Consider the following 15,341-nt stretch of genomic DNA (forward strand, 5'->3'; position numbering starts at 1 on the left):
GAAATTATTCATTTAAATGAAGATAGTTATCGTATGAAGCATCGTTCTACCATATTTGGGGAAGAAAGTGTTTCAAATTAATAAGCAAAAATTGTGTCATTCTACTTGACGGTCACACTTGCCCTGTTCTTCATAAGGAGTATATTGAACCCAAAGTATTAACATATATTATGAGTCGAGATATAGAAGAACAGAAAGTTAACGATAATCCTAACAGTGATAATCATTTAGATATTAGGAAAGAATTATTAGCACAAAAACGAGAGTTAGAAATGAAATTTGCTACACTAAAAATATCAGACAAAAACTTTAAAAGTGAGATGCAAAAAGTAGATACAAAATTAAATAAACTCAAAGAGCAGCAGAACTTTGTAGTTAAAATAGATAATGATGACAGCTTTATTAGCCTTGTTGAAAGCGGAGATCTTAAGGCGGTTAATGAGAAAATGAAAAAGGAAAATATCAGAATTTCTTTAAATGAAAAAGGAGAAGTCATCGAAATTGAATAGAGGATATTAAATTCCTTATGTTGAGATAACGCAAATCATAGTTAGTAATTATGTTAGTAATGTAAGAAAAAATTAATGGTCATAAATGAAGGGTACAAACTTATAACAATTTGTTCCCTTTATTTTTATGTATTTATAGTAATATAGAGAGATTAAAAGGTGATTTGTACTTAACTTAGTATAACAGTTGCAGTTTTCATTTCAAATATTATTGTTAGTGTTTTGGATCTGCTCGAGTACTTTTTTATGAATAACATCATTTAAGGCATTTCTATATATAAAAAACAATTGTTCAGCTGATGGTGTATTTTGAAAATGAACGGAAAATGATTGTTTTTTACCTTTTATAGTAGAATTTTGTTCCATAAAACAACCTCCTTTCAACCTCTATTATTACCACTTTAGTTAACCTTTACACATTAATGAGAAGTTCAGTATACTGAACTTCTCATTAATGCTTTTTCATTACAACACAAAATCAAGAGCCAGATTATCAATTAGCAAAAGTGATGATAGTTCTAACGCTATGTTTAAAAGTATCAGAAGCTCTTGAACGATTTTGTAATACTGGAAAACCGAACCCATTAATAAATAATTCCTAATCTATTTTTGCTTTATTAATATTGAGGTTTCGGATGAACCATATGCTATTATTAATTATTCCTGTACTACTTCCTTCATTATCGAATACACATTGACTAAATGTAAAAATTGTGGCAAGAGGGCTTTAAGGTTTTATTCAACTAGTTAGAATTCCTTAAAATAATATAGGATGCTCTGGAAAATAACACCTCCCAGTACGACTATTAATTACCATAAGAGTCGATGGAAAGGTAGATAAAAAAGCTTACTATTTCAGTAAGCTTTTATTAGATTAAAGCATTATTCTACAACAAATCTTTAATTTGTTCATAAATATATTCTTTACTTAACCACCAAGCCTGTTTTGTCATATAATCATCTGTAAAATTTTCTCTTTCACTCTCTGGTCGATCTATCCATTTTGCTGGGCGAGGTAATTTCCTAGAATTATTCATTAATTTCTTTTTAGGAATCCCTTTAGCTATAACGTCTTTATAGTATTGTGATCTGTATTGAGCAACTTGGGCATCGGGGCGAAGATGTAAAATATCTTCAAGGGATGGTTTAATGAAATTATTATTTATTCTGATTTCATTATTTTCATTTTTGGTAAAAGTTAGTTCAACGCCGTTTTTTAGTTTTTCAACCTCCGTTTTCCAAACACTTTTTACTGCCCCATCTATATCAGAAATTGGCATATTCCAAAATTTAGCGCCTATAAAAATTATATTCTCAGGGTTTGTTTCGTACGAATCACTATCTTTTTTCTGTTTATTAAAATCGTTAAAGACTAGTAGTAGAAATTTTTTTCTATCTAAGAAATCATAAACTCTTGATTCCTCCCAAGATTCGTTAACTAGTTCAAGAAATGAAGGGATTCCCATAAATTTAAAATGTTCTTTTGGTTGCCCCATCCTTAAAGTAACTGTTTTTAAACTAATTTCTGCTTTTTCGATTTCTTCAGATGTGACTTCATCTGTAGTGGTTGGCAAATTAAGAATTCCACGGATTATCATGTTATTGATATTTTTTTGTGTCTGACTTTTACCTACTTCGATTCCAAGTTTTTGAATCAATTCACGTTGTTTCATACCGTAATAGGAAGTAAAGCGGGAGACAATAATTTCCTCCAGAGTTTTCTTTTCTAGCTCACTAACATCTTTCACAATACTATTAATTGCTTCACTATGGTCTTGTCCAATAATATGATTATTTATGAGTTCATTAATGAATTTTGATTTAAATGAATAGGCTCTAGGTTTTGCAGGAACATCTGTATGTTTCTGTTTTGTAAAATCACCACCAGTTGTTGACTTTGTACATGCTCCTAGATAATTTGTAAGCCCTTCTGATAATTGTTCAGCTTTACCAGAGTTTATATATTCGGATATTTTTCTCCAGTCTTGCTTGATAATTTCTAAATCTTTCTCAGGTATTTCAATTACAGTTTCTTTAGGCAAACCAAAATCTTTTAACTCTGTCATTGAAAGTAGATTCGCAAATAACACTCTAAATTTTGTTTTATCTTCAATCATTTCTCCGCTAGAAATTTTTTTCTTATGCGAGACATCGCGTCTATAATATTGAATTAATTCAATTACCTTATTCTTATGCCAAAATGAGCTTTGTTCAAATGATTTACCAAATTCACTTTGGTAATTAATTTTATTTAAAACAAGTCTCTCCCCAGCAATAAATTTTGTAACTTTTTTCTTTTTAACATTTTTTGTTTGTTTATCTATGGGGGTAACTTTCAATTCTACACCAGCTTCTGGAAAATCTGGTTCAGCATAATTATCTGCAGGATGGTTAAACCAGACTTGCTCTATTACATTGCCTGGATAAGACTTATTTTTCACATTCTGAGTGCTCTTTATATCGATTTCTCCAAGAGTCTTTCCAACTGCTTCTAATGCTCTTTTATGTACTTTCTCCCTAGTATTATAGACACTGCTCAAATCAATCCACTCCTCTAATTTAACAACAAAAATTGTTAATTATAGTATATCAATGGCTTGGCAATAGATAAATATTAGTTTATAATCAAATGATGAATATCGAAATCCCATAATAGAGGTGTTATAATGATTCAGCTTCGGATTGATGAAATTCTTAGAGAGAGAGGAATGAATCAAAAAGATTTATGTGAATTATCAGGACTACGCCCTACCACAGTATCTGAAATGGTAAGAGGTGTTAGGACTGCAGTAAATTTAAGACATTTAGAAACAATTATGAATTCTTTAGGTATAGAAGATTTCAATCAAATTATTAAGAAAGTAAAGGTGTAACAATGAGTTTAAATATATTTTCTATGTTTGATGGTGTTGGTGGATTTATCGTCGGGTTTAATGATGCTAATAAATCAATTGGTAAAGAAGTATTTAATACAACTTACTCAAACCAATTTGAACCAAGCCGTAAAGCACAGGATGCATACGAAGTAGGTATTTATAGATTTCCTGAAGTAACCCACTTACCAGATGATATTATGAATGTACCTGATGATAAATTTAAAGAAATGCGTGAAAATAACGTAAACATGATTGTTGGTGGATTTCCATGCCAAGACTATTCTGTAGCACGATCATTGAAAGATGAGCAAGGAATTCAAGGGAAAAAAGGTGTTCTATTTTGGGAAATCATCAGAGCTACAAGAATTATCCAGCCAAAATATTTGATTTTAGAAAATGTTGACCGCTTGTTAAAGTCACCTTCTAAACAAAGAGGAAGAGACTTTGCTGTTATGCTGGGTGCTTTCAACAAGTTGGGATACTCTGTTGAATGGCGAGTAATCAATGCTGCAGATTATGGACGCTCACAACGAAGACGTCGGGTTTTCTTTTTTGTATATAAAAATGATATTGATTGGGCTAAACACTTAGATGAATTTTATAATGATAACTCAAATCAAGGTTCATTAGATGATTTTGTAGAAAATCCAAATCAATATGATAATTACATTTTTAGTAACGGTTTATTTGCACGACAATTTCCTATTCTTTCAGAACCAAAAGTCGATGGTAACAAAGTTCGAAAAGCTAGTCATTGGTTAGGAAAAGATGCTAATTATGATGAATATATATTAAATATTTCAGATAATTTCACAGGGACAATTTGGAATACCGGTATCATGCGCCATGGTAAGTATTTTACTATTGACACTATTCCAATTGAAGAACAACCAATTACCTTGGGTGAAGTTGTTGAAAAAGCAAAAGATGACTTTATAGCAAAATTCGATGATATTACTCTTGGGCTTACAGAATATAAAAAATATATAGAAGGTTATATTATTAAAGACAAAGATAAAATTCAAAAATTCCATGAACTTCGGGATGCTAAAAGAATTCTAAGAACTAGGCCGGATGGGAGTGAATACTATTATTCTGAAGGTGCTATGTCACCTTATGATAGTTTTAGTTTACCAGCACGTACTATGCTTACAAGTGAAGGGTCAGTAAATCGTTCTACTCATTTGTTATTTGAAAATGGTGAATACCGCTATTTAACACCAAATGAAGCTGAAATTTTACAGGATTTCCCTGTTGATTGGACGAAATATAAGCAGAATGAAGAAACTAAAGAAATCTCTGAAGTATCTGACCGTATGAGAATGTTCTTTATGGGAAATGCATTAGTCACTGGTATAGTCAAAAGAATTGGTATAGAATTAAATCGCATTATAGAACAGTATCAGTCTTAAACAAAAAATTACCTAAAGGTCATTCTGTTTTATAGAAATTTTTTCTGGTTTCCTTTTATATTAAGGGTGGGGACATAATTCTCCACCACTATTCTATACCATATTGATACAAAAATATTATTCTATGTAAAAAGTAAAGTGGTCAATCGCCCCATGTTTTTCGAAATCTATATTAATTAAAGATAAATTACCAAAAGCAAAAGGCATTTTAGAAATAATTGATACGGTGATAGGTTAATGGTAGTGTCTGCCAAGTCCCGCTTTAATGGGGCTTGACAGATAGAAAAAGTTAAAGTTGTTTATTTGTTATTTTCAAAGAAAGAAGGCTCAAACCTAGACGTACTGGGGTCAACATGAATTAGTAATAGAAAATTTGATTTTTATGGCATATAAAGTTGTGACTCGCTACATACAAATTGAAACGGACAGTATTTACAATTATCACCAGGACGTGTAAATGTAACATCATTCACATTATATTCTCGTCGATTCGTTATTTCTCCTTCAGAAAGGGAACCGAATAGGTTTAACCTCATACGAATATCATGGTATTTCCATCCATTAATCCATGTGAATTGTCGATTAATTTTATCAGGATTATTTGTTGCGTAATCAATAGCTGCTGCTTGATACACATTTTTTTTCGTTTCAGACCAATGTGGGAACCAGCTTCGGTATTGCTCAAACGTATTTTGACGGTTTTGTTCCTTTGCGTGAACTTGATCGTACGAAATAAGTTGCTGGAATAAAAACGGCTCATGAAAGCTATCATTAAAAGTTGGACGACGGTCAATTAAAAAAGAGAATACAAAGCGTTTTGGACAGCGGTTAAATACTTGCCCTGGTAGGATATCATATTGACGCTCACTAAATCCAATCGTCTCTTCTACGTAAGTTGATGTTTTTTCTTTTTGTATGAGTTGATTTATTTGTTGATGGGAGCCTTTAATAAGCGTTATAAAATTTAAGTAGAAGCAACGCTTTAATTGTTTTCGTTTATTAAGCCGGCGAACAATTGAAAAATTTAATTTAACCGCGTTTGACATAATGAGATAAAATTGATAACATGCAATTTCAACTTCAAGCTCTTTTCTCATTTTTAACTGGCGTAAATACTCATTGTTTTGGCAAAGAAAATCAAAGGAATCCATTGAAAGCGGCCAAATATTTAGTGATTGCGATGTTGGAAATGCTTCATTATCCATTAAACTAAAATGAATGACACGGTTGTCCTCAAATTGCAAACCATCACTATTTAATAATGAACTAATGGTTTCAGTCGTACCTGGTTCTACATTACCATATAGTTCTACTTCATACTCATCGTCTAAATCTGCATCTTGGGCTAAAAAATATCGTAGTCCTTGCATTAAGTCTTTGCGGTCTAATTGATCGAGCGTGTCGTCTTTTAATTCCTCTAGGGCTGATAAGATATTTTTTGCAATCTCCTTATCAAGATTTTCCGATAGTGAAGGAATAATATTTTTTACCACGTGCGCTTCTAATATTTCAACGTATTGAGAAATATTAATTTCTGTACCGCTAAAGAGTAGGTTAAAAAGTTTCTGGATCTTACAAACGCCCTTTTTTACAAAAAGTAAGTCTTCTTCAGTGCTATAAAAATAGCCGATCACTTCATGATAAAATGAATACAAGCGATGTTCATCATTATCATATGAATTACGATGAGAAAGTTGGTCCTCAACTTGTTGCTTTGTGGTAATTAGGTTATCAATACATTTAGTCCATTGGTCAAAGGTCGAAAACCCATTCGTAATTTCTTGTAGAAAATCTAACGTACGCATTGCTATTTGGGCACTAATCCCTTCTACGAATAAATAACCGGAATTGAAAATCTCCCGAAGCAATGTATGTGTAACGTTTTCAATATCATCGTATTTTCCTGTCGTAACATTAAATTTACGTTTATTAATAAGATGAATATTTACTAAAAAGGCACCTAACGGATGTTCTGATAACTTTTTATAGGCTACTTGTTCGATTGGTGTTAGAAAGTCGCGAACCTCCATGGTACGTGGTGAAACATACCGTTCATCATTATTTTGCGTATAGCGTTTAAACTGCTGCAATGTGTGGAATTCGAAATAGTTTACTTTTTTTATATCCTTTTCATCGGTTACCATTTTTGATGCCGAGAAGGATCCATTAATTGCACATAAAAACTCCTTTGCATGGTAGTTGACCGAATAAGGGTATGCCATTGCACGTTCGAACCCGAGTTCTTGAATGTATAAAAATTCTTCAATTGTTTGAAATCCACGCTTGTAATTTGGTTGATAGTTAACGACATGAATAATATCAAATCTCTTACTTAGCAAATCGAATAAGCGCTTCTGTACAGGCACAAGGAAGTAGAAGCCGTGTAATACAATTTGGCTCCTTTTTCCTCTTCTAATACGCGTATAGACGACGTCATGAACAGATTGTGCAAAAGAAATATTAGAATTAATGCGTTTTTGATCATCTCCGATAATGTCTTCAAATAATTTTTTTAGGGCAGCGCGAAATACACGTTTTGGTGATTGACTTAATTCTTCGAACCAACTATGAATATTAGAGTATGAAGGATCGTGTTCCAGTGCTTGCCATAATTCTAAAAAGATTCTTTCTTGTTCATTTACATTTTGTAACAGTTCCTTTACAGTCGAACTCGAATAGCCGCTTTCGCTTAATAGTCGGATTGTTCTCAATAAAAGCTCTTGGTTTTTATCAATGGCCGAATATAAGTCAGTATCTAAGGTAGGGCTTTGCTCATTAAATTTGCGAAGTTCTTTTGTGAGCAATGTATGCTGTTTTAATCTCGTCTTTCCTTTTGACCAGTCACCGCCAATATATTTCATTAACTCAGCAAAGGAGATAATAGGGCCGGTAAACCAACGATTTAAACCACTATTACTTTTCATCATTCCTGCCTTTAGGGAGTTAGTCGCTGTAATATGAATAGCATCTTTATAAGCAGCGAAGGCGCTATTTTGATGGAAAAGCTCCTCAGCATTTGTATAAATTAAATTTTTATATCCAGACATACGTATTCTCCTTACATTAATAATAGTTCTCCCCAAGTATTAGGTTGGTCCGCACCCTCTACTACATCTGTTAAACTGTAAATTTTTAATGATTGCTCTGCCCGAGTCATTGCTACATATAATATGCGAGCTTCTTCACGGCGTTGTTCTTCATTTTCTTGGCTGCGTAGCTTACCATAATTAGATGAAATATCTTCAAATTCGCTTTGCTTGTCAAAATATTTCCATCCGAAATTGAGTTCATCTTTCTCCCCAATTTGGACAATGATATCTTTTTTAATGGCAGCATCATCTCGAATGAAGGCATTATTTGGATAGGGAATAAGCACAGTATGAAACTGAAGCCCCTTTGACTTATGAACGGTCATGACCCTTACGAAATTATCGTCAAATGATGATTCTTCAATTTCCGCCTCATCGCTCTCACGGTTTGTTAAAATTTGCCACTTTAACCAGTCGTATATTTGAATTAAAGTTGCATTATTACTAAACTGTGCATATATTTCAGCTATGATTTTTTCAAGATTCAGTTCGTATTTCAAAATCTCAATTTCATTATAATCAAGTGCTCCTAAGTTAGTTGTGTAATCACTTTGCTCCAAAAATTCTTGTAGTATTGACAAAATTGGCTTTTCCTTCATTAAGTCAAGCGCTATATGCCAAGCTTCTGGAACTTTGAAAGAAAAGTCATTTGCACTAATAAATGATCTTTCTAGACGGGAATTTTGATAGCGCCTTTCTATTGTGAAATGGATTGGTTCCTCTTTTGTACAGAAGGCTGTTTCACTTAGTGAAAATATTGCCTGATTTCGCATAATATGATCGCTATTTGCATAAAGCCAAGAATGTAGTAAAATACCTAAATCACGTGCTGATTTGGAGGCATAAAGAGTTCCTTCAGTCCGCACTTCATATTGCGGGCCGCCCTCCAGCTGACTTAGCATTTCGCCAATTTCTATTGCTTCGTGATTGTTGCGTACCAATACAGCTAAGACATTTCGTTTGTCCTTTTTGGGCGGCATAAGCGCAAAGTCTTCCAGTAAATGGTCAATCTTAAATTCATCTTCATATAGCATAAAAATCTGGTCTTCATCCATAAAGTTGTCACGACGAGAATACATAGGCTGCTCATCAGGTGGTAATAATTTCTTTTCACGCCAACGTCCAAAAATATCTTCCATTCCTTCTATTAATTCTTTTGATGAACGGAAGTTTTCTACTAAATGATACGTATAGAGCTTTTGACACTGAAGTTCTCCTAAATAATCATCTAGTACTGTAAAAGCCGTAGAGTCAGCTCCACGAAATCGATAAACACTTTGTTTCGTATCACCGACAACAGTTAAATGCAAATTTGCCTTCGCTGCAATCGTTGCGATAAATTGAATTTGAGCAATATCCGTGTCTTGAAATTCATCTACAAACAAGTATTTATAATTCTTATTTAGTTCTTGTAATGGTACTTGTTGATCAATAAGTATCTTTAAAAAGCGGGTTAAATCCGCAACTGTTACAAAATCCTCATCGAATTTTAACCTTGTAAATTGTTCTTCGGCATCTTTTAATGTATTAATTACAGCAAGCTTTAATGTATCGTCATCTGGATTGAGCTCTAAATATTTCTTTAGTTCCTGTTCGACTATTCCTTTTTGGTTGAATTTATCCCAGACATTCTCAAGGAATCCAATAATCTTATAATAATCTAAACGACCAAATGGATTAGTGGATTGTTTTAAAATTGTTTTGTCTAAACTACTCTCTAAAATTTCGCGGCGTTTGACAACCATTTCAGTAATATCAATTTTGGCTGATAAACCAATATAGTGAGAGAATTGTTTTAAAATGTCTTTTGCAAACGTTGGAATCGTTACGATTTTCATAAAGTTTATTTGCTGGAGATATTCATAATGAACCTCACTGCCTGTTTTGCGGTATAGCTCCTCCAATCGTTCCTCTAAAGCCTCTTTCATATTGCTTGCTGCTTCATTTGTGAAAGTAATCATAACAATCTCATGCAAGCTTTTAATTTGTTTGGTGAATAGTAAATATAAAATACGTGATACGAGTGTCGTCGTTTTCCCGCTACCTGCGCCTGCATTTACGGCAATATTGATGGTTGGATTTGCATGTTCAATTTTATATTGATAGAAGTTAAAGTTTTTTAAGTAATTACTATACTTCTTTAAGTAACGTAAGCCTTCGGCTCTCTTTAATCGAACTCCATTTAAGGTAAAATATTTTCCATCAGTTGCTGTAAATGTATCTCCGGATTTTATTCTAATTAACGTGAATACTATTTTTCCTTTTTTTCGTAGTCTGCTAAGATATTGTTTGATATGGTCAGAGTATAATCCGATATAAATATATGAATATTCCACATCCTCATCGTTAATCGATTCGTCATTTTGTATTGTTACGTCAGGTAATAATGTAAACTTATCAGTTGGTTCCTCTTTCATTAAATTCTCGGGGGACAGGGTTGGAGCATCGCTCAAATAATCAGCAAAAAAATCTGCATCGAGCTTCCCGTAAAGGTTTAATTTAGAGCCATCGACTCCTGTAATAACTTTTTTACGCTCTGGATTGTCACGTAGATTATAAAGTTTTAGTTCATAGCCAAGTTGTAAATTTTCAATTGATTTTTCTTTTGATAAACGGTAATTCTCGTCTCCGCTAAATAATTGGATGCCCAGCATTTTGCCGTTTTTTCGGAGTAATATATCTGTTTTAGCTTCTAAGTCATATGTATAGTTCATTTTTACATCATCGAATAAACCAGATTGTTTTAATATAAAATAAAAATGTAGCTCGGACACTAACGCTTTATAGGCTGTATTTGTATGATAATGGAGTGCCACTTTATTGGCCGGGCGTGTTAAATATTTTTCTACGTATTGATCTTCAAATTCCTGAACAGTCGGCAAGCGCTTAAGATTGATAATTAGATCGTATAATTCTTTATTGAAAAGGGGTAAATTGCGCGCATACACCCCCCCCCTATTAAATGGATATTCCACCTGACGATAGGAATGAGCAAGAGTATGTTCAATTTTTTTGGATGATTGTAAATACTTAAAAATATCTTGAAAGTTAAAAACCATAAAATTTCCACCTTATTAAAAGTAAATTCCAAAAAAGACTATTTAATGGGGATTTTAAACTAATATAATTGTACTATTGTTTGAATTGAAAGAAAACTTAATAATTGGCCCCAAGTCATTGATGTAAATATTTTGATTCAAGAGGGTTATCCAATAATCAAATGCTATTGTATAAAATAAATAACTATAATTATGTAAGTTAATCACTTCAACACATTTTTTTCTCCCAATACCCTCAAGACACGTGGAGTGTGTCGTGTGGAAGAAAAAAGCTGGTATTTAAGACTTTGAAGGTTTTTAAGTGAAAATTCATGTGTGCTTTATGTTCCCTCAAACTGATAGTTTGAGGGACTTTTGCTTTAGAGGGTCTATTTTTCACACAGAATTTATAATTTTTTGCGTTAAGGTATAGGTTTTGTGTTTTTGTTTATGCCGATAGAGGAAAACGCACCTCTTTCTATTATGGAAGTATATGGGTATAATATAATTGTGAAAATTCCGAAAAAATTTAAATGGATAAATTAAATAACCACACTAAAAGACATGGGTATCATCTAAAGTGCTTTAGGGGGAGTATATGAGTGATTATTCTGAACGATATTAATTTTGACCAATTATCAAAACACAGAGAGCATCTTGCTGACGCTCTTGATGACCCTGCTTTGCGCGGTGTAAAGACTAGTGTTGTCGAGAAGTATTCCGACCAAGCACACTTTATTTACGAATTGCTCCAAAACGCTGATGATGCGAAAGCAACAACTGCTCGCTTTGTGTTGGATAGAGATAAATTGATTTTTGCGCACAATGGCACACGGCGATTTACTGTTTCCAATCCAGCTAATTAAGAAGAAGATTCCGCAAACGGTGCGTTAGGGGATATTAACGCAATAACATCAATCGCCAACTCTAGTAAACGTGATCGTGATGCCTCAATCGGTAAATTCGGTGTCGGATTTAAGTCAGTGTTTCAATACACCTCAACACCGCATATTTACGACCCAAACATTTTTTTTAAAATAGATCGTTTTATCGTTCCAAAAAGGATTACGGATGATTATCCAGGCAGGAAAATGGACGAAACACTATTTATTTTCCCATTTGACCACACAGAGCGTGGCCCAGCGGAGGCATATGAGGATATTTCTGAGAAACTTCGTTCGTTAGATTACCCATTGGTGTTTTTAGCGAATCTTGGGTATATTTCATTTGAAATCCAGGCCGCATTGGGATTATACGGAAAGCACATATTAGATAAGCAGCAATTCGGCGATACAGTTGCTGAGCGTATTTGCCTGACGCAAAATGACGGTGATGAAATTTATGATGATAACTTGTGGTTGTTTTCACGTAAAGATAGTAATGGACATAGCTATTCAGTCGGTTTCTTTCTCGATAAAAAAGAAAATCTGACACCAAAACAACATCCAAGCTTTTGCTTCTTCCCGACAAAAGAGGTTACAAATCTTAACTTCATTATTCACGCACCGTTCTTGCTTACTGACAGCCGCGAGGGTATTCGAGCAGGTATTCAACATAACAAAGATATGATTGAAATGTTGGCAGATTTGGCAGCGGATAGTCTTGTCTATCTTAGGGATATCGGTCAAGCTAAGGGTTATCGACTTATTAATGATGAAATATTTGATATTATTCCATATAAAGAAAGCGATTTTAACGATGTGAACGACAAAAGGAAGATTTCATTCCGGCCATTTTATATAGCCATAAAAGAAAAAATGTGCAGTGGTGTAGTATTAATTCCCACTTCCGATGGTTATACGTCAAAACAAAATGCATATTTGGTTGAATATTCTCAATGGGCTAGCAATTGCTTAACAACAGACATATTCACAAACTTTCAATTAGCGGTGCTGTCGGGAAATGCAGAGGCAAAATGGGCTTTCTTTTCATTATCGAGGGCTGAAGTCCTGCGTAATAACAAACCACTTGCTGGGTATCTGGATTCGATTTCGAATGATTGGTTCGGGCAAGACAAATTTATTGCCCGAATAGATTCTGCCTTCATAGAAATGCAAACCATCGAATGGCTGCATGAATTTTATAAGTATATCTCAGCTTCAAAAGAACGTATTAAACTTGTACAGAAGAAACCGATTTTACTCAATCAAGCCGGAAAGGCTGTTTCTGTCATGGATGAAAAAGGGCAACCTATACTGTTCCTTCCATCTGAGGATGTCAGCGGTTATGAAACCGTCAATAAGTCTTTAATGGATAACGAAGACACAGTTGAGTTCATTCGGAGTCTCGGCCTTAAGGAGCCCTCGCTTCGGGATGAGATTTACAATATTATTCTGCCACAGTATCAGGGTGATGTTGAGATTGATACCAATCCACATTTTCGGAAGTTTTTTAACTATTATAAAGAATGTCCACAGTCAGAAATTGAAGATTATTTAGAACTAATCAGGGATTGTGAATTCGTCAGCTTTCGCTCAGCCGATGACGACACGGTTTATCGTGGGAAGGCCAGCGACCTTTACCTTCCGAGCGAATCACTTTGCCAGTGGTTTCAATATAAACCAGATACCAGATTCGTAGATTTAGATGAATATATACAGCTTGTTGGCGAACATGATAAAAAAGACTTGATTAGTTTCTTAATCGAACTTGGTGCAAAGGAAGTGCCTAAGGTTCTGTCACGTGATATCAACTATCAAGAAGCTATGCAAATAAGTCAAGCATGGTCTCGTTCAACTGGAAAACAGAAATGGACTGAACCGTATATTGATGGATATCGAGAGATTTTGGAACATGCCTCACCATATAATGCGGTTTTTATCTGGAAGCAATTACTCAACGTTATTTCTTCAGTGTGTACCCGCTGGGATCGTTTCGATAGTGTTTTAAGTGGAACCTATGAGTATTTTTATCGTTATTCTCGCAAACAAAGTTTTGAATCAAGTGCAGGAGTTCAATTGCGAACAATCCCCTGGCTACTCAATGCAGAGGGCAACCTTGTTTCTGCAAGAGAACTAACCTTAAAAACTCTTTCTCCACAATATGAAACTAATACTGACGAAGCCAAAGAACTGTTACTGTTTCTGGGCATTGAGGAAGAACTCGATGCTGAGGAGGATGAATATTTAAACGAAGAGCAACGAGCAAAGATTGCACTAGCTGAAGCCCTTTCTGATATTCCGCCTGAAGAACTTAAGCGCTTTGCGGAGCAATATCGTGCAACTAAACAAACCTCTACTCATCAGCCTAAAGGTGATGAAGGAGATACTGATTCAGAAAATCCTACTGTTACTCGTATAGCAAAAGAAATCAGTAAACGGGCTGTTTCTGCTACGAAAGCAAAGGAAATTACCACTCCAACCAATGACGAGGCTAATTTAGACTCTGACGAGGATGACTACACTAAGCCGTCTATTGATTTCAGCAAGAAAATAGATCAAGCAAAACAACGAAGTGCAAAAGAGATAGCGGTAATCGCTCATCTCGATGAATTGACGCAAAAAGCGATAAATGCAGATAGATACTCTTTCGGGTGGTTTAAGGCTTTACTTGAACTTGAGTCGGTAAATACCGGCGAAAATACCGCGAATAGCAGGGAAATCTCAATCACTTTCTCTAAGGTGGAACGTGAGGAAGGCACGTCACGAACCCTTATTTTAAAGCATCCAAGCCGCTATATCCCTCAGTCTATGGAAGACCTTGCGGATATTCCGCTAGAATTGCATTTTGCCAATCAGCCGATGGTAAAAGTCGCAGTTGAAGTTGTTAACGTAAAATCATACACTTTAAGGGCGAAATTAAGGACGAATGCGCAGATTGACGGAGTTGATTTATCACTCGTCACGGAAGCAAGAATAGAGGCTAAGAATCCTGTGTTCTTATTAGAGGAACTACGGAAAGCGTTCAATAATCTCAATCTCGATGATGATTATGATATGCAGTCCAACCTTTGCAAGAATATCGAATTTGTTTTTGGGCCACCTGGAACTGGAAAAACAACGCACCTTGCGGGAAAGGTAATTCTTCCTCTTATGCAAGCAGATTACAACACGAAAATTCTTGTTCTGACTCCAACAAACAAAGCGGCAGATGTCCTTGTGCGTCGCCTTATGGAACTGGACACAAATCACAGTTATACTGATTGGCTTGTCCGTTTTGGTGCGACTAACGACAGTGTTATTGAGCAGAGCGGTGTATTTCGTGATAAGACCTTTGATATTCGTACATTCCCGAGAAATGTAACGGTAACGACAATCGCTCGTTTCCCATATGACTATTTTCTACCAGATGGGGATACGAGGCTACATTTGAATGCACTTAAGTGGGATTATATCATTATTGACGAAGCGTCCATGATCCCAATGGTAAACATAGTTTATCCGCTCTATAAGTAGACACCTGAGAAGTTCATAATTGC

9 protein-coding genes are annotated in these 15,341 nt (G+C 34.6%); 5 read left to right on the top strand and 4 right to left on the bottom strand.

Going from position 1 to position 15,341, the window contains the following annotated elements; all coding sequences use genetic code 11:
* Window positions 1-170: 170 nt before the first annotated feature.
* The gene (locus ACFSO7_RS21810) at window positions 171-509 is read left to right on the top strand and encodes a hypothetical protein (protein WP_377879548.1); all 339 of its coding nucleotides are present in this window, start codon (window positions 171-173) and stop codon (window positions 507-509) included.
* 201 nt (window positions 510-710) lie between these two features.
* Here ACFSO7_RS21810 and ACFSO7_RS21815 read toward each other — a convergent pair whose 3' ends face one another.
* Entirely contained in the window at window positions 711-875 is a 165-nt protein-coding gene (locus tag ACFSO7_RS21815; protein WP_377879550.1) for a hypothetical protein, read from the bottom strand.
* A 521-nt stretch (window positions 876-1,396) separates the two neighbouring features.
* Window positions 1,397-3,049 carry a Sau3AI family type II restriction endonuclease gene (locus ACFSO7_RS21820; RefSeq protein ID WP_377879551.1) on the bottom strand — a complete coding sequence of 551 codons (1,653 nt, stop codon included), beginning with the start codon at window positions 3,047-3,049 and terminating at the stop codon, window positions 1,397-1,399.
* Between the two features lie 126 nt (window positions 3,050-3,175).
* Between ACFSO7_RS21820 and ACFSO7_RS21825 the strand changes: the two genes are divergently transcribed.
* Window positions 3,176-3,382 (top strand): helix-turn-helix domain-containing protein, encoded by a 207-nt coding sequence (locus ACFSO7_RS21825; protein WP_377879552.1) that lies wholly within the window; start codon window positions 3,176-3,178, stop codon window positions 3,380-3,382.
* 2 nt (window positions 3,383-3,384) lie between these two features.
* A complete protein-coding gene (locus ACFSO7_RS21830; protein ID WP_377879553.1) occupies window positions 3,385-4,797 on the top strand; it encodes a DNA cytosine methyltransferase in 1,413 nt (470 codons plus the stop codon).
* 380 nt (window positions 4,798-5,177) lie between these two features.
* Here ACFSO7_RS21830 and ACFSO7_RS21835 read toward each other — a convergent pair whose 3' ends face one another.
* Together ACFSO7_RS21835 and ACFSO7_RS21840 are read right to left on the bottom strand one after the other, a co-directional pair.
* Entirely contained in the window at window positions 5,178-7,844 is a 2,667-nt protein-coding gene (locus ACFSO7_RS21835) for a hypothetical protein (protein WP_377879554.1), read from the bottom strand.
* 11 nt (window positions 7,845-7,855) lie between these two features.
* Window positions 7,856-10,945: a UvrD-helicase domain-containing protein gene (locus ACFSO7_RS21840; protein ID WP_377879555.1), complete on the bottom strand. Its 3,090-nt coding sequence runs from the start codon at window positions 10,943-10,945 to the stop codon at window positions 7,856-7,858.
* Between the two features lie 581 nt (window positions 10,946-11,526).
* Here ACFSO7_RS21840 and ACFSO7_RS21845 point away from each other — a divergent pair.
* Both ACFSO7_RS21845 and ACFSO7_RS21850 read left to right on the top strand, forming a co-directional pair.
* Window positions 11,527-11,790, top strand: coding sequence for a hypothetical protein (locus ACFSO7_RS21845; RefSeq protein ID WP_377879556.1), 264 nt, complete (start codon window positions 11,527-11,529; stop codon window positions 11,788-11,790).
* 117 nt (window positions 11,791-11,907) lie between these two features.
* Window positions 11,908-15,318: an AAA domain-containing protein gene (locus ACFSO7_RS21850; RefSeq protein WP_377879557.1), complete on the top strand. Its 3,411-nt coding sequence runs from the start codon at window positions 11,908-11,910 to the stop codon at window positions 15,316-15,318.
* Window positions 15,319-15,341 lie beyond the last annotated feature (23 nt).

Origin of the sequence: Bacillus sp. CGMCC 1.16607 (assembly GCF_042683745.1) — a bacterium.
GTDB lineage: Bacteria > Bacillota > Bacilli > Bacillales > Cytobacillaceae > Pseudoneobacillus.

Coding starts and splice junctions, on each gene's coding strand:
- ACFSO7_RS21810 (WP_377879548.1), top strand. CDS start 171: ATGAGTCGAGATATAGAAGAACAGAAAGTTAACGATAATCCTAACAGT.
- ACFSO7_RS21815 (WP_377879550.1), bottom strand. CDS start 875: ATGGAACAAAATTCTACTATAAAAGGTAAAAAACAATCATTTTCCGTT.
- ACFSO7_RS21825 (WP_377879552.1), top strand. CDS start 3,176: ATGATTCAGCTTCGGATTGATGAAATTCTTAGAGAGAGAGGAATGAAT.
- ACFSO7_RS21830 (WP_377879553.1), top strand. CDS start 3,385: ATGAGTTTAAATATATTTTCTATGTTTGATGGTGTTGGTGGATTTATC.
- ACFSO7_RS21835 (WP_377879554.1), bottom strand. CDS start 7,844: ATGTCTGGATATAAAAATTTAATTTATACAAATGCTGAGGAGCTTTTC.
- ACFSO7_RS21840 (WP_377879555.1), bottom strand. CDS start 10,945: ATGGTTTTTAACTTTCAAGATATTTTTAAGTATTTACAATCATCCAAA.